This is a genomic window from Streptomyces sp. NBC_00249, assembly GCF_026342355.1.
Lineage (GTDB): Bacteria > Actinomycetota > Actinomycetes > Streptomycetales > Streptomycetaceae > Streptomyces.
Genome location: NZ_JAPEMV010000010.1, coordinates 180541 through 198381 on the forward strand (window position 1 = coordinate 180541; position 17841 = coordinate 198381).

Sequence of the window (17841 nt, forward strand, 5' to 3'; positions counted from 1 at the left end):
CAGACATCACTTGTCGAAATTGTCGTCGAAGACCTCACTGGCCTTCTGCGGCTGCGACTGCGGCTGCGACTGCGCCTCCCGCTCGACCTGCGAGGAGCGCTCCGAGGCCTCGGCCCGGGCCGATTCCCTGGCCTTCTCCGCCAGCTGCTTCGCCTTGTCCTGGAACTGATCCTTGAGACCCATGCTGTTCCTCCTGAAAGGGTGTCGGGCGTGGCCCGCTCAGCCTGGCACGCAAGGACATTCCACGCATTTCGGAGAGACGGCCTAAGCGTGCCGGGACCGTTCCTGCTCGTCCGCGACCCCGCCCGCGCCCACAAGTCCCTTGGAGACACCGGCCAGTCGCGGCTCGAACCGCCGCATCTCGCGCTGTCCGACCGTCGCGATGATCCCGGGCAGGTAGCCCCGTACGCCCTGCATGCCGCGCAGCCACCACTGCGCGTACACGTGCGGGGAGCGCCGCTCGATGCCGGCGACGATCCGGTCGACGGCCGGGCCCAGCGGGTAGGTGCGGTTCGCGGGCCACGGCAGGCGCCCGCGCAGCTCGCGCATGACGTCGTTCTGGTCGGCGCCGCGCACCATGTCGGTGTCGGTCCAGGAGAGGTAGCCGACGCCCACCCGCACGCCCTTGTGGCCGACCTCGGCGCGCAGGCAGTGCGCGAAGGCCTCGACCCCGGACTTGGAGGCGCAGTAGGCGCTCATCATCGGCGCCGGGGTGATCGCGGCGAGCGAGGCGATCTGGAGGAAGTAGCCGCGGCTCTCCGCCAGGACGGGCAGGAAGGCGCGGGCGGTGACGGCCCCGCCGATGAGGTTGACCTCGATCACCCGGCGCCAGGCCTCGGGGTCGGAGTCCTCGAAGGGTCCGCCGGCGGCGACGCCCGCGTTGGCGACGACGATGTCCACCTTGCCGAAGCGCTGCTTGACCTCCTGCGCCACCTTGGCCATCGCCTCGTGGTCGGTGACGTCGGCGTGCCAGTGGGCGCTGTCGGTGTGCAGCCGCTCGGAGACCTCCTTGAGGGCGTCGGGTTCCAGGCCGACGAGGGCCACCCGGGCACCGCGCGCCGAGAGCTTGCGGGCGAGCAGCTCGCCCACCCCGCGGGCGGCTCCGGTGACGACGGCGACCTGGCCTTCCAGACTCCTGCGAGCGCTCACGGCGTCTTCTCCTTCTCGGGGGCGGGGAGGCGGTGCGGGCCGGCGAATCGTTCCACCAGTTCCCGGACGGCGCCGGTGACGGCCTCCGGGGCCTCGACGGGGGTCATGTGTCCCGCGCCGGTGAGCTCGGTCAGCCCGACGCAGTGCGGCAGGGCGGCGGCGATCCGGCGGGCGTGCGTGATCGGGGTGAGCCGGTCGGCGCGGCCGCCGATGACGGCGGTGGGCACCGTCAGCCCGGCCAGTTCGGCGTCCAGGTCGAGCCCGGCCAGTACCTGGGACCAGGCGTGGCGCACCCCGGCCGGGCAGGCGTGCACGATGCGGGCGCAGGCCTCCACCCGGTCCGGCGCGGAGCCGGCGGCCATGGTGGCGTACTTGAGCACCGCCCGGGCGGCGGGCGTGACGGGCCCGAGCGGGCCGCGGGCGCCGAGCACCACCCTGGTCGTACGGGTCCGCGCGCGCCCGGCGGGCAGCGGCAGCACGGTCGCCTCCTCGACGAGGCGCGAGCTGCCGGTGCTGCACAGCAGGGCGGCCGCGGCGTGCTCGGCGAACTCGGGGCGTCCGGCGGCGGCCATCACCGTCATGCCGCCCATGGAGTGCCCGGCGACGACGGCCCGCTCGCCGGGGGCGAGGGTGGCCTTCAGTACCGCGACGAGGTCGTCGGCGAGGGCGGTGGTGCTGTAGGCGGTGGCCGCGGGGCTGCGGCCGTGGCCGCGCTGGTCGTAGGCGACGACCCGGTGGTCGGCGGCCAGGTCCCGTATCTGCGCGGCCCAGAAGGCGGTGGAGCAGGTCCAGCCGTGGGAGAGGACCACGGCCGGGGCCCCTTCGGGTCCGTGCACCTCGACGTGCAGCCGGGACCCGTCGGCGGAGACGGCGGTCAGTTCGCGGTCGGCGGCCGGGGGTGCCCAGCGTCCGGCGGTGACGTGCGCGGGCCGCGTCACGCGGCGCCCTCCTCGGCGACGGCCGCGGCCCGGCGGGCCTTCGCGGCGGCGGGGGCCGGGGCGGCTGCGACCGCCGTACGGACCCGGTCCCGGACGCGTACCACCTCGTACTCGGACAGGTCGACGGTCCGCGTCTCCTTGCGGAACTCGCCCGTCGTGCCCGGCCAGACGGTGGTGTTGCGGCCCGAGGAGTCCAGGTACCAGCTGGTGCAGCCGCCGGTGTTCCACACGGTCCGCTCCATGCGGGCCTGGACGCGCCGGTTCCACTGGTTCACGGCGGAGGGCCGGGCGGCGAGCGCGGTCCGCCCGCCCAAGACGCCCAGCTGGCGCATGTAGTCGGCCATGTAGTTCAGCTGGGACTCGATCATCAGGATCATCGAGCTGTTCCCGAGCCCGGTGTTCGGGCCGATGATCGTCATCCAGTTCGGGAAGCCCGCCGCGGTGGCCCCGCGCAGCGCCTGCATCCCGCCCTTCCAGGCGTCCGCGAGGGTCTGGCCGTCCGCGCCGACCACCCGGTCGGCGATCGGCATGTCCGTGACGTGGAAGCCGGTGCCGAAGACGATCGCGTCGACCTCGGTCTCGGTCCCGTCGGCTGCGACCAGCACCGAGCCCCGGACCTCCTTCAGCCCGGAGGCCACCAGGTCCACGTCGGGCCGGGCCAGCGCCGGGTAGTACTCGCTCGACAGCAGGATCCGCTTGCAGCCGATCCGGTACGAGGGCGTCAGCTTCGCCCGCAGCTGCGGGTCCTTGATCGAGCGCGCCATGTTGGCCTTGGCCAGCGACTCGATCAGCCCGAGCTGGTTCGGCCGCTTGGTGAAGGCGCTGACCTGGAGCTCGCGGATCCCCCACAGCAGCCCGCGCCGGGCCGCCCGGGTGAAGGGGAGCTGGCGGTGCAGCCAGCGCTCGACGGCGCTGATGGCGCGGTCGGTGCGGGGCATGACCCACGGCGGGGTGCGCTGGAAGAGGGTGAGGCGCTCCACCTCGGGGGCGATGGCGGGCACGATCTGGATGGCGGAGGCGCCCGTACCGATCATCGCGACGCGCTTGCCGCGCAGGTCGTAGTCGTGGTCCCAGCGCGCGGAGTGGAAGACCTTGCCGGGGAACTCGGTGAGTCCCGGGATCTCGGGCATCTTCGGGTCGGACAGCGGCCCGGTGGCGGAGACGACCACGTCGGCGGTGAGGTCTCCGGCAGAGGTCTCGATCTCCCAGCGCAGCTCGTCCGCGTCCCAGCGCATCATCCGGACCTCGTGGTTCAGCCGGATGTGGCGGCGCAGCCCGAAGGTGTCGGCGACGTGCTCCAAATACTCCCGGATGGCCGGCTGCCCGGAGAAGGTGCGGGGCCAGTCCGGGTTCGGTGCGAAGGAGAAGGAGTACAGGTGGGAGGGCACGTCGCAGGCGCACCCGGGGTAGCTGTTGTCGCGCCAGGTGCCGCCGACCGAGTCGGCCCGTTCCAGTACGACGAAGTCGGTGATCCCCTCGCGCCGCAGCCGTACGGCCGCCCCGAGCCCGCCGAACCCGGACCCGATCACCGCCACCCGCACGTGCTCGCGCCCTCGCTCGCGCTCGTCCATGCCGCCCATGCCCGCCGCCTTCCGCTCCCGCAGTCAGTCCCAGCCACACATACACCGCAACACAACCCTGCCAGCAATCACTGGCACAATCGGGAGAGTAGAGCAGCACCGTACCCATGGGTAGGGGTCGCGCCCGGAAAGTTACTGCGGGTACGCCCTAGGCTGCCGGTGTGGTGGAGATCCGGACGACCGAGGCGGGGGACACAGTGCGCGAGTACCGGACGGAGGAACTGGCCGAGGCGGCCGGCATCCCCGTACGCACCCTGCGCTTCTACCGCGAGCGCAAGCTCCTCCCGCCGCCGCGCCGCGAGGGCCGCATCGCCTGGTACGACGAACACCACCTCGCCCGGCTGCGCACCATCGCCGCCCTCCTGGAACGCGGCCACACCCTCGGCGGCATCGCCGAACTGACCGCCGCCTTCGAGAACGGCCGCGACGTGGGCCAGCTCGGGGAGCTGCTCGGCATCGGCTGGTCCGAGGAGACCCCCGTACGCCTGACCCCCGAGGCCCTCGCCGACTTCTTCGAGGGGGAGGTCACCCCGGAGAACCTGGCGGCCTCCCTGGACCTCGGCTACATAGCCACCGACGGCGACGCGATCGTGCACGTCAGCCGCCGCCTGCTGGAGGTCTCCTCGGCGCTGGTCCGCGAGGGCGTACCGCTCGCGGCGGTGCTGGAGACGGGCCGCCGGGTCCGCGAGCACGCGGACGCGCTGGCAGCCCTGTTCTCCGAGCTTCTCTCCACCCACCTGCCCGGCTCCGAGGACGCCCTCGCACGGCTGCGGCCGTTGGCGAAGAGCGTGGTCGAGGCGGAGCTCACCATGGCGATGGACCGCCTCCACCAGCGGCCCCAGGAGCCGTCTCAGACCCCGAACTCGTAGGCGACGGTCACGGGCGCGTGGTCCGACCACCGCTCGGGGTGCGTCTCGGCCCGCTCCACGAACGCCTTGACGGCCTTCGCGGCCAGCCCCGGGGTCGCGACCTGGAGGTCGATGCGCCAGCCGGCGTCGTTGTCGAAGGCCCGGCCCCGGTAGGACCACCAGGAGTACGGCCCCTCGGTGTCCGGGTGCAGGGCCCGCACCACGTCCACGTAACCGGCGCCGTCGTACACGTCACCCAGCCACTCCCGCTCCTCGGGGAGGAAGCCGGCGTTCTTCCGGTTGGTCTTCCAGTTCTTCAGGTCGGCTTCCCGGTGGCAGATGTTCCAGTCACCGCACACCACGACCTCCCGCCCGTCGGCGGCGGCCCGCGCCTTCAGCTCCTTCAGGTAGCCGAGGAACTCCCCCATGAACCGGTACTTCTCGTCCTGCTTCTCGGTGCCCGCCTCGCCGGACGGCAGGTACAGGCTCGCCACGGTCACACCGGGCAGATCGATCTCCACGTACCGCCCGGACGTGTCGAACTCGTCACTCCCGAAGCCGACCTGCACCCGCTCGGGCGCCCGGCGCGAGTACAGCGCGACCCCGGCCCGCCCCTTGGCGGCGGCCGGCGCGAACACGGTGTGCCAGCCCTCGGGCTCCCGGGCCTCCGCCGGAATCTGCACTTCCTCGGCCCGCACCTCCTGGAGGCACACGACGTCGGCGTCGGATCCCGCCAGCCACTCCACGAAGCCCTTCTTCGCGGCGGCGCGGATCCCATTCACGTTCACGGAGGTCACGGTCAGCATCCCAGCACCATAGCGGGAGGGTTCCGTACGATATTCAAATGTCTCACGGTATAAACCTCAGCGCCGTGCCGTACGACCATCCGGACGCGGTCAAGCTGGAGGACCAGGTCCAGGTCGAGTACCAGCAGCGCTACGACGGCGAGGGCGACGCCACCTACCTCGACCCGGCGATGTTCGTCCCGCCGCACGGGCTCTACCTCCTGGCGTACGACGCCACGGGCTCGGCCGTCGCCAGCGGCGGCTGGCGCCGCCAGGACCGCAACGACGAGGGCTACTCGGACGGCGACGCCGAACTGAAGCGCATGTACGTCGTCCCCGAGGCGCGCGGCCTGGGCCTGGCCCGCCGCATCCTGGCCGAACTGGAAGCCGACGCCCGCGCGGCCGGTCGCACCCGGATGGTCCTCGAAACGGGCGACCAGCAGCCGGAGGCGATCGCCCTCTACCTCTCCTCGGGCTACACCCTGTCCGAAAAATTCGGCCACTACCGCTTCCACGACTCCAGCCGCTGCATGACCAAGCCGCTTCCTTTTTGACGCGACCCTCGCGCCGCTCAGCGCTGGCGCGCTGCCGCTCCTTGACGCGCCGCTCGCACGGCTCGGCCGCGAGCGGCCTTACCGGCTTCGCGCCGCTGCGCCGGCCTCCGGCCGTCGGTGGCGGGGCGGGACCGGTTCTGGTGGCCGCTGCCCGTCTGTCGTCTGCGGACCGTTGCCGCTGCGCGGGGCGGGGTCCCCTACCCGCCCTTCCACCGTTCCCGCCTCAAACGCCGGCGGGGCTGGAGGTGCCCTCCGGGCACCCCAGACACCACCTGACCACGGGCCTGGGCCTGGGCCTGGGCCTGGGCCTGGGCCTGGGCCTGGGCAGCAAAGCTGCACACGAACGGCGACCCCGCCCGATCCAGCCCCGCCGGCGATTGAGGCGCGGGGGCCCGGGGGCTGGCCCCCGGCAACCCACCCGCACACGAACGGCGACGCCGGCCAAAATCCAGCCCCGCCGGCGATTGAGGCGCGGGGGTCCGGGGGCCGGCCCCCGGCAGCGCACCCGCACCCGAACAACCACGCCGCCACATCCAGCCCCGCCGGCGATTGAGGCGCAGGGGTCCAGGGGCCGGCCCCCGGCAACCCACCCGCACCCGAACAACCACGCCGCCACATCCAGCCCCGCCGGCGATTGAGGCGCAGGGGTCCGGGGGCCGGCCCCCGGCGACGCACCCGCACCCGAGCGGCAGCGCTGCGGCGGGGTCAGGCGGTCGGCAGCCAGGTCGGGGTGTCGGTGCCCCAGCGGGACGGGGTCCGGTCCCAGTCGCCCAGCGGCCCGGCCGCGTACCGCAGGGCCCCGTACCCCGAGGACGTGACCTCCCGCAGCCACGGCTCCGCCGTGTACCCGGGCTCCGCGGCCCCCGCCGCGGGGACTTCCCGGACCAGCCACGACGCCGTCCCGGCCAGGGAGAACCGCAGGCTCCGCCCACCCCCCTCCGCGAGCGCCCTCAGCACCCCCGCCGCCACCAGGTACCCCGTCCCGTGGTCCAGCGCCTGCGCGGGCAGCACCCCGGGCCGCCCGTCCGGGGAGCCGCACGCCGCAGCGATCCCGTACCCCGCCTGTACGAGGGAGTCGAACCCCCGCCGCCCCGCCCACGGCCCGCGCCACCCCCACGCGCACAGTTCCGCGACCACCAGTCCGGGCCACCGTGCGAGCAGTTCCTCCGCGCCCAGCCCGAAGCGTTCCAGCGCCCCCGGCCGGTATCCCGAGACCACCACGTCGGCCCCGTCGAGGAGCCTCTCCAGTACCGCCCGGTCCTCCGCGTCGGCGAGGTCCAGCAGCGCCGAGCGCTTCCCGAAGCCGGTGTCGGCGTACGCGTCGTCGGACTCCGGCAGTCCGGGCGTGTCGATGCGGAGCACGTCCGCTCCGAGCGCGCCGAGCGTCCGCGTGGCGACGGGTCCGGCGATGACGCGGGTCAGGTCCAGGACCCGTACCCCGGCGGCGGGCAGCGCCGCCGGGCCGAGCGGCCGGCCGCGCCCGGGTCCCCGTACGGTCTCCACCAGCGGCTGCGGCTCCCCGTACCCGGGCGCCACGGCGACGGCGAGCCCGCCCTCGGCGTACACGCGTTCCTGCGCCTCGGCCGCGCCCAGCCGCCCGAGGGCCTCCCGGACGGCCTCCGGCGTCCCGGGCACGCCGAGCGCCCGTACGAGGGCCGTCTCGTGGTGGGGGTAGTTGGCGTGGGTGCGTACCCAGCCGTCGGCGGCCCGCCAGAATCCCGAGAGCGGCGCGAAGGACACCGGTTCACGGCCCCCGACCCGCAGGTGCCGTTCGCTGACGAACGCCGTGGCCACGGCGCCCTCGTCGACCACCACGGGGGCCGCGTCCTCGGCCTTCCCCCCGGCCCGTACGGCGGCCAGCTCGGCGGCGGCGAGCGCGCACGCCCCGACGGTGGCCCGCGCCAGCTCCCGTACCGGAAGCGGCCCTTCCAGCCCGGCCGGCCCCCGGTAGCTCACCCGCTCCGCCAACTCGCCCGCTCCGCCCAGGGCTTCCCACGCCTGCGCCGTCCCACCGTCCAAGATCGCCATGGCGCCCATTGTCGCGGAACCGGCCCACGAACCGCTTTACGGGTCTTGCCATCATGTGATCGAGTAAGCGGCTCCGGCCCGCCGTCACGGAGGCGGCCGGGGGTGGGCACCGGTGAGCGGAGAAGCGGCGGCGATGGTGGCGACGGGGTGGGGGATCCTCGACGGGATCGAGTCGTGTCTGCTGACGGAGGTGCCCCGGAGCCGGCGCCCCGACACCGAACGGGGCCCGGAGGGCGACGAGTTGCGCGACCAGCGCTTCGCCGCGCTCGTCTCCGCGTACCAGGCGGGCCAGTCGGGCCGGTCGGACCAGCCCGGCCAGGCGGCTCACGGCGCCGTCCTGCTCGGCTGGCGCCGCGTCGGCGCCCAGCGCCCGGTCGAGGTCCTCGTCGGCGGCGCCGCCCTGTTCGGCGGGCAGGACGGTACGGGGCCCGGCGCCGCGACCCTCCTGAGCCTGCCCGCCGGCGCCCGGGCGCAGCGCCTGGCGGCCGGGGCGGCCGCGCAGGGCATGGCGGCCGTGCCGTACTGGATCCCGGTCGGGGCGATCACCGACGGCCTGCTGGTGGACGAGGACGCGCGCGAGCAGGCCGCCGCGCTGCGGCCCTCGCTGGAGGACGCCCTGCTGAGCGTGTGGCAGGACGCGTTCGCGTGGCTGGTGGTCGCCGAGCCGATCCCGCCGGCGGAGGCCGAGGAGCTCGCCGGGGAGGTGTCCGACCGGCGGCGCCGGGTGCAGGCGAAGACGGAGGGTTCCCCGGAGTACGCGCTGGAGGCGGCCCGTCTGGAGCGGCGGCACCGGGAGCTGGCGCTGGCGCCGTCGAGCGGGCTGTGGCGGGTGCGGCTGCTGGCCGGTTCGGACACGCCGGAGCGGGCGGCGCGGGTCGGGGCGCTGCTGTGCGCGTCGGCCGACCTGCGGGGCCTGCCGTACGCGCTCGCGCCGCGGGCGGAGCGCTGCGGGTCCCTGGAGGAGGTGCTCGGCGGCGGGACCGCCGGGTCCGGGGAGCAGGGGGCCGCGGCGGATCCGTTCGTGGCGGGTGCCGGGATGCTGTCGGCGCTGTTCCGGCCGCCGGCCCAGGAGATCCCGGGCGTACGGTTCTCCGTCCGCCCGGAGTTCGACGTGACCCCGGAGAACGGGACGGCCGCCGGCCCCGACTCCGTCCGGCTCGGCGCCGTGCTGGACCGCAACCGGATGCCGGTCGGGGACCTGAACCTGTCGCGCTCCAGCCTCAACCGGCACACCTTCGTGTGCGGGGCGACCGGCGGCGGCAAGTCCCAGACGGTACGCGGCCTGCTGGAGGCGGCGACGGGTTCGGGGCTCCCGTGGCTGGTGGTCGAGCCGGCGAAGGCGGAGTACCGCTTCATGGCGGCCCGGCTGCCCGACGAGGAGGTCGTCGTCATCCGCCCGGGCGACCCGGAGTCCCTGCCCGCCGGTCTCAATCCGCTGGAGCCGTCCACGTACGGGGACGGCCTGCGCTTCCCCCTGCAGACCCATCTGGACATGGTGCGGGCGCTGTTCCTGGCGTCCTTCGACCCGCAGGAACCCTTCCCGCAGGTCCTCAGCGCCGCCCTGACGCGCTGCTACGAGGACCTGGGCTGGGACCTCACCCTGAACGAGCCCGCCGTCCCCGGCACGAACCCCCGCTATCCGACGCTGGAGGACCTCCAGGAGACCGCGGAGCAGGTCGTCGCGGACATCGGCTACAGCAAGGAGATCACCGACAACGTCCGCGGCTTCATCAGGATCCGCATCTCCAGCCTCCGTCTCGGCACCACGGGCCGGTTCTTCGAGGGCGGGCACCCGATCGACTTCGGCGAACTCCTCAAGCGGAACGTCGTCTTCGAGATCGAGGACGTCGGGGACGACAAGGACAAGGCCTTCCTGATGGGCACGGTCCTGATCCGCCTCGTCGAGTACCTGCGCCTGGAACAGCGGCACACCGGCAAGCTCTCCTTCCCCCTGCGCCACCTCAGCGTCTTCGAAGAAGCCCACCGGCTGCTGCGGCGCAGCGAGGAGGGCGGGGCGAGTGCGCACGCCGTCGAGATGTTCGCCGGGCTGCTCGCCGAGATCCGCGCGTACGGGGAGGGGCTGGTGATCGCCGAGCAGATCCCCGCCAAGCTCGTCCCGGACGTCATCAAGAACACCGCCGCCAAGGTCGTGCACCGGCTGCCGGCGCGGGACGACCGCGAGGCCGTCGGCGCCACCATGAACATCACCGAGGCGCAGTCGGAGTTCCTCGTCACCCTCAGCCCCGGTGAGGCGGCCGTCTTCACCGACGGGATGGACCATCCGGTGCTCGTCCGCATGGCCGACGGCACGGCCCGGGAGAACACGGGCCCCGTCCGTACGGCCTCCGCCGCGCCCCTGGTCGGCCCACGCAGCCACGCCTGCCCGGCCACCTGCGCGGACGCGCCGTGCACCCTGCGGCGCCTGCGCGGTGCGGGGCGGCTCCTGGACGCCGACGGGTCACGGATCACCCTGTGGGCCGAGATGGCCGTCGCGGCCCACCTGCTGGGCTGGCGCACCCCGCTCCCCGGCCCCGCGATGCGGGCCTCCCTCGCACCGCAATGGGAAGGCGACCGGCACCTGGTGGAGTGCGCCGTCGCCCAGGCCGTCGACCGGGCGGTCGCGGACCGCCCCACCGTCGTGGCGGACCCGGCCGGCCTGTCCGAGCACGTCGCCCGCATGATGTCCGCGCAGCTCGACGGCGGCGACCCCTGTCCGGTCGGCGAGCCGCGGTGGGCGGCACTGCCCGGCACGAAGGCGCGCCAGTACTACCACGGCCGCCGCACGCCTTCCACGGTCGAGCGCATCGTCGGCTGCGCGGATCCGTCGGAGCACTGGAGCAAGCGGTTCACGAAGGCCCTGTCCTGCTTCGAACGCACCATCCGCAAGCCGTAACACGGAAGACCGGGGGAACACCGAATGAGCGAGCTGTACACACCGGAGACCACCGACCTCCCGGAACCTCCACCCACCCCGGACTTCCCCGAAGCCGACACCATCGGCGAACCCGAACAACCGGAACCCACCGAACCGGAAGCCCTGGAGTCAGACGACACCGAGGCCTTCCCGGAGGAACCCGAGCCCGCCGAGCCCGAAGCCCTGGAGTCGGACGACACCGAAGCCTTCCCCGACGAACCCGAGCCCGCCGAGCCCGAAGCCCTGGAAGCGGACGACACCGAAGCCTTCCCCGACGAACCCGAACCCGTCGAGCCCGCCTCGGAACTCCCGGACGAGGACCCCGACTCCGACCTCCCCGCCGAGCCCGAAGCCCTCGCCGAACCCACCCCGGACCGGCCCCGGGAACCCGAGTCCGCCGAGGCGGAAGCCGCGGAGGCGGAGGACACCGAAGCGTTCCCGGACGAGCCCGAGCCCGCCGAACGCCCCGACGAGGACCCCGACTCCGAGACCCCCGACGACCCCGACCCCCTCGACGACACGACGGAACTCCCCACCGGGGAAGAGGACACCCCGGACCAGCCCGAGCCCGAGCCCGAGCCCGAGGCACTCGAGAAGGAGGAGGAACCCGAGCCGGACGACGCCGCGGACGAGACCGAAGCCGCCTCCCCCGTCCGGGAGTTCTCCAGCAACGAGGAGGGCGCCGAGTACGGCCGGACGGAGTGGGCCGAGGCACAGGCCCTGCTGACCGACGAGCAGCGGGACGCCCTCTACGGCTACAGCGGGGAGAAGGGACCCGGCGAGGAGGGGTCGCCCGACTACAAGGAGATCAACGGCTACTTGCGCGGCTACGAGCCCGGTTCCCCTGAGGTCGACGACAGCATCCAGCGGATCGACGAGGGGCTCGAGCTCCAGACCGTCCCCGAGGACCTCACCGTCATGCGGGAGACCGGGCTGAATTCCTTCAACTGCCCGATCGAGAAGATCAAGGGCAGTGTCCAGACCGACCAGGGATACCTGTCCACGGCTCTCGGTTCCGATCCCGATTTCGCCCCCGACAAGGAGGTCGTGCTCCACCTGAAGGTCCCGGAGGGCACTCCGGCCATCTATATGGAGGGGCTGTCCCAGTACGACTCGGAACGGGAACTGCTCCTCGGCCGCGGCCTGAGCTACCTCGTCACCGACGCCACCTTCGGTGAGGACGACGACGACCGGTACCACGTCTACGGTGAGATCATTCGCTGATGAGTGCGCCACACGGAGAAGGAGACGGAATGCGACGCGGCCCCATGTCCGAGGACCCGCAATTCACCACGGTGAGCATGCCGGACGACTACGCCTACCGGACGGACACCGCTGTCGTCTACGCCCCGGTGGTCCGGGGCGGAGTGACCGTGGGCCACCTGTGGGCGTCGGCCACCGAGTCCGCCGCCGGCTTCCTCGCGCTGCCCGCCGCCGGCACCGCCTCGCGCGCGGCGGCGTTCGCCTGGACCGACCGGCTGCGGGAGTCGAAGGCGCAGGGGCTCACCGCGCTGGAGGCCCTGCGGCACTGGACCGGCCGGCCGGACGACCCGAAGGCCGGGCACGTCCCCGCGGACGCGGAGGCGCAGGCCGCGGACCTGGCCGCGCTGGAGGCCGAGCAGGGATAGACAGGCTGAGCAGGGCCGGACACGCCCGTGGGGCCGCCGTTCGCACGGCGGCCCCACGGTGTCGTCACAGCCGCCCCGTCACTGCTGGGGCCAGCCGCCCTGGGACGGCGGCGGCGGGGTCTGGCCGGTCGGCCAGCCCCAGTTCTGGTGGCCCGGCTGCGGCGGGTTCTGGCCCGGCTGGAAGCCCGGCGCACCGTACCCGGCGCCCGCGTACGGGCCCGCGGCCGGCTGCTGCGGCTGCGCGACCGGCTGCCCGGGCACGTACGGCGGGAGCGTCGGCGCGGGCTGGGCGGGGACGCCCGTGTGCTGCGGCTGCGCCTCGACGGGCGGCTGGTCGTCCAGCGGGACGCTGCCGACCCGCTCCAGCTTGACGATGTTCGGGTTGCACATCGCCGTGTGCGTCCGGACGGAGCCGTCCGGGGCGCGCTCCACGAAGACCAGGCTGAACTCCTGCAGCCCCTGGAGCTGCGTCGGCTCCAGCGCGTACTCGTACACCCGCTGCGTGGTGGTGCCGTCGCTGGTGCTGACGGACGTGCCCTCGGTGTGCGTCGTGGACTCGCTGGTCCCGCGCGTACGGGTGGTGCTGGAGTTCTCCGTCTCCGTGTAACTGCCGCCGCTGCTGCTGCCGCTGGTCGAGCTGGTGGGGAAGATCCCGCCGTCGGAGTAGGTGCTCGACGAGCTGGTGCCCCAGTTCTTCCCCCACGAGCGGGAGAAGCCCTCCGTGTGGGCCACCGACGTGGACGTCCCCTTGGTGTGCGCCACCGACGTGTTGACGCTCTCGCCCTTGGTGTCGGTCAGCGAGTGCAGCTTGAAGCTGTACCCCCGGCCGAGGAAGTCGGCCGCGATGCCCGCCTCCTGGTGGTTCCCGAGCCGCATGAAGGCGACGGCGCCGCCGCCGATCATGTCGCGCGCGGTCTCCCGCAGGTGGGCGTGCATGATCGTCAGCTGGGAGCCCCGCCACTCGCAGACGCTCGCGAGCCGCTCCAGGTGCCGCCGCTGCACCTCGTGCTCGCCGAGCGCGACGACCACGGCCGGAGCGTCCTCCTGGAGCGTGGACAGGCGGCGCGACACGCTGAGGATGGCCAGGTCGACGAGCAGTTCGGTGCTCGCGCTGCCCGTCGCACGGTCCAGGCTCAGGCAGGTCAGGTAGCCGGGGCCGCGGCCCGCCCGTGCGGTGCCGAGGGTCGCGAGCGGCTGGATGAACGCCTCCAGCCGCATCAGGTTCTCGCGGGTCTGGTCCTTGTTCTTGTCGGTGAGCAGGTCGTCGGCTATGTGGTTGCGTTCGGCCCGCGTCAGACCGTCCGGGCCGGTGTCGGCGTCCGTCGACTCGCCCAGGAGGGCGCGCAGGCCCGCGGCGATCCTGGCCGGGGTGACGCGCTCCCCGAGGGCGTCGCACAGCCGGCCGAGGATGCGGGTGTCCATGCTGCGCGCGGCCCGCGTGGCTTCCCCGCTGTCGCCGTACACCGCCTCGACGAGCGCGTCGACCAGCTCCTGCTTCGCCAGGCCGTCGAAGATGCTGCTCTGCTCCTGCTGGCTGGGCAGCAGCTGTACGTCGACGGGGGCGCCCATCTGCGCGCTGAGGACGGACAGTTCCCGGCAGATCTGCGCCTGCGTGAGGTCCAGGACGATCAGCGGACGCTCGCGCAGCGTGGACGCGCCGAAGACGGTGAGGAAGCCCTCCCGGCTGCGCTGGCTGCCGCCGAACACGTCGAGCCGGCGGGTGCCCTGGTCCATCGGCAGGGTGCCCCACAGGTCCATGGCCCGGATGCGCTGGTCCTCGGTGTACTCGAAGTACGCCTTGCGCTGCGCCCACGCCGACGACTCGTGCTGGTAGCGCTGCTCCAGGTCGAACTGCGCCTTCTGCACCTGCTGCACGGCGCTGGTCGCCGAGCCGCCGGACGTGCTGTGCACGACGGCCGCGCCCGCCGCGGCGAGCAGCGCGAGCGCCCAGCCCGCCACGCTGCCCGTGAGCAGGGCGATCAGCACGAAGAACGCGGCGGCCCCGCCGCCGACCTTCAGCGCCATGCCCTTGCGGTCGGCCGCGTTCAGCGTCTCGGCCCGCGCCCGGTTCTGGAGCATCTCGGGTACGAGTCCCTGGCCCGGCGGCTGTTCGACGAAGAAACGGCGGCAGGTCTCCGCGTCACGGTAGACCCAGCCCAGCCGCTGGCCCGGATCGAACAGCCGGACCAGGGGCGCGGCCTCCGGGTTCGCCTCGGACGGTTGGACGGACATGTGGGTGACTCCTGGTGGTGTGCGGTGCGCGTACGTGCGTGCGAGCGGGCGGGCGGGGACGGTGCGGGGTGGGCCGCTCAGCCGATCGCGCCGGCGAACTTCTCCAGCTCACGGATGCGCACGTGCAGCGGCGGGTGGGTGGCCATGGCGCGCTTGAGGGCCTTCTGCTGGCGCAGGCCGTCGTCGGCGCCCTCCTCCTGCCATCCGGTGAACACGGCGTGCAGCGCGGGCCCGTACCCGAGTTGTGCCGCGATCCGGTCGGCGCGCAGCTCCGCGGCGCGGCCCGCCCAGGCCAGCAGGTACGGCGTCACGAACACGACCAGGACCGGCGGGAAGGTGAACGCGACGGCCAGGACGAAGGAGACGAACACCAGGCCGACCACGCAGCCGAGCAGCGGCACGGCCTCGGAGACGGCGGCGACGATGACGAGCACCCAGCGCGCGAGCATCGCCACGAACCGGCCGGGCAGCGCGTACCACTGGCCGAGCAGGCCCGCCCAGGCGTGGCCGCCGAGGTGGTGGCCCAGCTCGTGGGCGAGGATCGCCTCCAGCTGCTCGGGCGGCAGCCGGAGCGCCCATCGGGTCACCCCGACCATGTGGCCCGCGGCGGCGGCGGCGTTGATCTCCTCGCTGTCCTCCACCCACAGTTCGTACTTCGGGTTCTGGATCCCGGCGCGCTGGGTGACGCTCGCCCACAGCGGGCCCATCGCGGCGCGCTCGGCGTTGTTCGGCTCACGCCACTTGAGCAGGACCTTCGCGAGCATCCGCTCGGCCGGCGGGTAGAAGACGAGCGCTCCGGACGCCAGCCAGGCGATGACGAAGACCGCGTTGAGGCCGCTGGGCAGCAGCGTCGACACCATGAGGATCACGAGGAGGCTGCCGAGGAAGTTCGGCAGCATCAGGAGCAGCGTCGTCACGGCGGTCGCGTCGGCCCGCCGTCCGACCCGGACCGGCTCCGGGCTGTACGCCTGCCCGTGCGGCGGGAAGGCGGGAGCCGGGGCGGGACCGGGCCCGACCTGCCCCTGCGCGAGGATGTCGGGCTGCTGGTGGGGAGCGGTGGGCGGCGCACCGTACGGCGCCTGCGACGGCGCGAACCCGGGCGCCGCAGGCGGGTACGCCCCGGGCTGCTGCTGCGCGGGGTACCCGGGCGGCTGCTGCGGAGGGTAGGCGGGGGCCTGCTGCGGCGGGTAGGCGGGCGGCTGCTGCGGCGGCACGCCCGGCTGGCCCGGGGGCACGCCCGGCTGGCCCGGGTACTGCCCGTACGCCGGCGGCTGGCCGTACGCCGGGGGCTGCCCGTAGGCCGGCGGTTGCTGCGGCACGCCCGGCTGCTGCGGCGGCACGCCCGGCTGGCCGGGGTGCTGCCCGTAGGCCGGGGGCTGGCCGTACGCCGGGGGCTGCTGCGGGGGTACCGGCTGCCCGCCGTACGCCGGCGGCTGCGGCGGAGGCGTCCCGGGCTGCTGTCCGTGGCCTTGCTGATCCGGGGCGGTCTGCGGCGGCTTCTGCGGCGGCTGCTGCGGCTGCGCGCCGTACGGATCGGTCGGGTGACTCACCGGGCTTCCCTTCAGGTCCGCGTCGCGGTGGTGCGCGACGGGCCATGTGTGTCAGGGCCTCAAGAGCACCGCACATGCGAAAGTTTGGAAGAGAAGCGATTCGAGCCCCCGTGCCCGCCCCCGGCATCTGCAGTCACTCGGACCTGTGCAGAGCGACCCATAGTGATGCACCGCAACGGCCCCTGTCCACTTGAGGGATGGTCGTCTCAAAAATCTCACGGTCCATCAAATAGCGTCTATTCGGGGCCAATCCACATACACCCGCCGACCGCTCCACCGCGCCCGGCGCACCGGACGCCCTTCACCCCGGAAACGCCGAAATCCCGCCCGGTCTTTCGACCGGACGGGATTTCATGACGTTCCCGAGAGCTACTCGCGAACTGTCGTTTGTGGACCTGTGGGGATTTGAACCCCAGACCCCCTCGATGCGAACGAGGTGCGCTACCAGACTGCGCCACAGGCCCTTGCGACGTGTGAAACATTAGCATCCCCGCGCCGGTGCTCCAAAACGGGTTCCGCGCAGGTCACCCCTCCCGCGTCACTCGTTCGCGGCGCGCGGGCGGTCCTCGCCCTCGTACTGGTCGAAGAGCGGAGTGCGGCCCCGGCCCTGGCCCCGGGGGCGGGGGGTGGTCTGCGGCTTGGGGTCGGGCTTCGCGGGCGGCGGCGACGGCTGGGCGCGCAGGCGGGGCTCGGTCGGCTCGGCGGTGCTGGAGCGGGTCGCGCTCCAGCCGTCGGGTGCCGCGGGCCCGGTGGCGCGCGGGGCGACGGGGGCCGTCACATAGGTCGGCAGCGGGACGGGGACGGGCTCCCAGCTGTCGCCGCGCGCGGGTCCGCGCTCACGTTCGCGCTGCTGGTCCACCCACTCGGCGTGGTCGGTCTGCTCGACGAGCGCGCGCCGCCCGGCTTCCTGGGGGGAGACCGGTGGCGCGGGGTCCGGTTCGGCGCCCGCGGCGGGGGCGTCCTCGGACGTCCGGCGGCGGGTGCGGTTCTCGCGCAGGCTGCGGGCGGCGGCCTCGGCGCGGCGCCGGTCCATCGTGAACTCGTAGCGGCGCCGCTCCTGGACCCGCAGGTGCACGATGTACGTGCTCAGCAGCAGGGCCGGTACGGCCGGCGCCCACAGGTACTGGAGTCCGCCGACGGCGGCGACGATCGCGCCGCCGCTGAAGGCGAGGAAGAGCAGCGCGGTGGTGCGGCGGCGGCGGGCGAGCACCTGGAGCCGCTGCTGGCGCCGGACCCGTTCGGCCTCGGCGGCCCGCGGCTCGGCCCTGGTCGGAGACACGCCGAGGGCCCGGGCGTCGGCGTCCACGGAATTCACCGTTTCCGTCGTCGCGTCCGGGTCCGCGGGGGGCTGGGACTCCGCCTGTTCCTCACCGCGCTCACGGAGCCCCTTGGCGTAACGGCGCTCCATTCCCGCCCGGCCCGAAAGCAGCCGGATGGCGGTGGAGAAGCGTTCCGTCGGACGCGCTTCGTTCAGCTCGTCCTGCCTCCGGAGCCACATGGGCACCAAGTAGGCGGCCCAGGCCCCGACAATGACTGCGTAGATGAGGCCGCTGCTGCTCACACCCCACACCGTAGAGGGACGCGGCCGGGAGGATCAGCCAATTGGGCCGGTGTGTCGCACGATCCGGCTGATAT

The 17841-nt window shown here is 73.6% G+C and carries 14 protein-coding genes and 1 tRNA gene; 5 read left to right on the top strand and 10 right to left on the bottom strand.

Going from position 1 to position 17841, the window contains the following annotated elements; genetic code table 11:
* Window positions 1–6: 6 nt before the first annotated feature.
* The 4 genes from OOK31_RS34625 to OOK31_RS34640 form a co-directional block, all read right to left on the bottom strand.
* Window positions 7–183 carry a hypothetical protein gene (locus OOK31_RS34625; protein ID WP_267091368.1) on the bottom strand — a complete coding sequence of 59 codons (177 nt, stop codon included), beginning with the start codon at window positions 181–183 and terminating at the stop codon, window positions 7–9.
* 81 nt (window positions 184–264) lie between these two features.
* Window positions 265–1149: an SDR family oxidoreductase gene (locus tag OOK31_RS34630; RefSeq protein ID WP_267091369.1), complete on the bottom strand. Its 885-nt coding sequence runs from the start codon at window positions 1147–1149 to the stop codon at window positions 265–267.
* Window positions 1146–2087, bottom strand: a complete 942-nt coding sequence (locus tag OOK31_RS34635) for an alpha/beta fold hydrolase (RefSeq protein WP_267091370.1) — start codon at window positions 2085–2087, stop codon at window positions 1146–1148. Before OOK31_RS34635 ends, OOK31_RS34630 begins: the two co-directional genes overlap by 4 nt.
* Window positions 2084–3658, bottom strand: coding sequence for an NAD(P)/FAD-dependent oxidoreductase (locus tag OOK31_RS34640; RefSeq protein ID WP_267091559.1), 1575 nt, complete (start codon window positions 3656–3658; stop codon window positions 2084–2086). The genes OOK31_RS34635 and OOK31_RS34640 overlap by 4 nt, the downstream gene beginning before the upstream one ends.
* 170 nt (window positions 3659–3828) lie before the next feature.
* Here OOK31_RS34640 and OOK31_RS34645 point away from each other — a divergent pair, with 170 nt between their 5' ends.
* Complete coding sequence (locus OOK31_RS34645; protein ID WP_267091371.1) at window positions 3829–4536, top strand: MerR family transcriptional regulator; 708 nt, start codon at window positions 3829–3831, stop codon at window positions 4534–4536.
* Here OOK31_RS34645 and OOK31_RS34650 read toward each other — a convergent pair.
* Window positions 4518–5321, bottom strand: coding sequence for an exodeoxyribonuclease III (locus OOK31_RS34650; protein WP_267091372.1), 804 nt, complete (start codon window positions 5319–5321; stop codon window positions 4518–4520). The two genes, OOK31_RS34645 and OOK31_RS34650, sit on opposite strands and share 19 nt — an antisense overlap.
* Window positions 5322–5359: 38 nt before the next feature.
* On the opposite strand from OOK31_RS34650, the gene OOK31_RS34655 reads away from it, so the two are divergent.
* Window positions 5360–5854 carry a GNAT family N-acetyltransferase gene (locus OOK31_RS34655; protein ID WP_267091373.1) on the top strand — a complete coding sequence of 165 codons (495 nt, stop codon included), beginning with the start codon at window positions 5360–5362 and terminating at the stop codon, window positions 5852–5854.
* Window positions 5855–6559: 705 nt separating this feature from the next.
* Here OOK31_RS34655 and OOK31_RS34660 read toward each other — a convergent pair.
* Window positions 6560–7891 carry a CoA transferase gene (locus OOK31_RS34660; RefSeq protein ID WP_267091374.1) on the bottom strand — a complete coding sequence of 444 codons (1332 nt, stop codon included), beginning with the start codon at window positions 7889–7891 and terminating at the stop codon, window positions 6560–6562.
* Between the two features lie 103 nt (window positions 7892–7994).
* Between OOK31_RS34660 and OOK31_RS34665 the strand changes: the two genes are divergently transcribed.
* Genes OOK31_RS34665 through OOK31_RS34675 form a run of 3 tightly spaced genes read left to right on the top strand, consistent with a single transcriptional unit; the run spans window position 7995 to window position 12424 of the window.
* Entirely contained in the window at window positions 7995–10775 is a 2781-nt protein-coding gene (locus tag OOK31_RS34665; protein ID WP_267091375.1) for an ATP-binding protein, read from the top strand.
* Window positions 10776–10799: 24 nt separating this feature from the next.
* Window positions 10800–12020 (top strand): ADP-ribosyltransferase, encoded by a 1221-nt coding sequence (locus OOK31_RS34670; RefSeq protein WP_267091376.1) that lies wholly within the window; start codon window positions 10800–10802, stop codon window positions 12018–12020.
* Window positions 12021–12049: 29 nt separating this feature from the next.
* A complete protein-coding gene (locus OOK31_RS34675) occupies window positions 12050–12424 on the top strand; it encodes a hypothetical protein (protein WP_267091377.1) in 375 nt (124 codons plus the stop codon).
* A gap of 78 nt (window positions 12425–12502) precedes the next feature.
* On the opposite strand, the gene OOK31_RS34680 is transcribed toward OOK31_RS34675, so the two are convergent.
* From OOK31_RS34680 to OOK31_RS34695, 4 genes are all read right to left on the bottom strand, one after another.
* A complete protein-coding gene (locus tag OOK31_RS34680; protein WP_267091378.1) occupies window positions 12503–14656 on the bottom strand; it encodes a proline-rich domain-containing protein in 2154 nt (717 codons plus the stop codon).
* A 77-nt stretch (window positions 14657–14733) separates the two neighbouring features.
* A complete protein-coding gene (locus tag OOK31_RS34685) occupies window positions 14734–16206 on the bottom strand; it encodes a M48 family metalloprotease (RefSeq protein ID WP_267091379.1) in 1473 nt (490 codons plus the stop codon).
* A 390-nt stretch (window positions 16207–16596) separates the two neighbouring features.
* Window positions 16597–16670 (bottom strand) — tRNA-Ala (locus OOK31_RS34690).
* Window positions 16671–16744: 74 nt separating this feature from the next.
* Window positions 16745–17767, bottom strand: a complete 1023-nt coding sequence (locus OOK31_RS34695; RefSeq protein ID WP_267091380.1) for a hypothetical protein — start codon at window positions 17765–17767, stop codon at window positions 16745–16747.
* Between the last annotated feature and the right edge of the window lie 74 nt (window positions 17768–17841).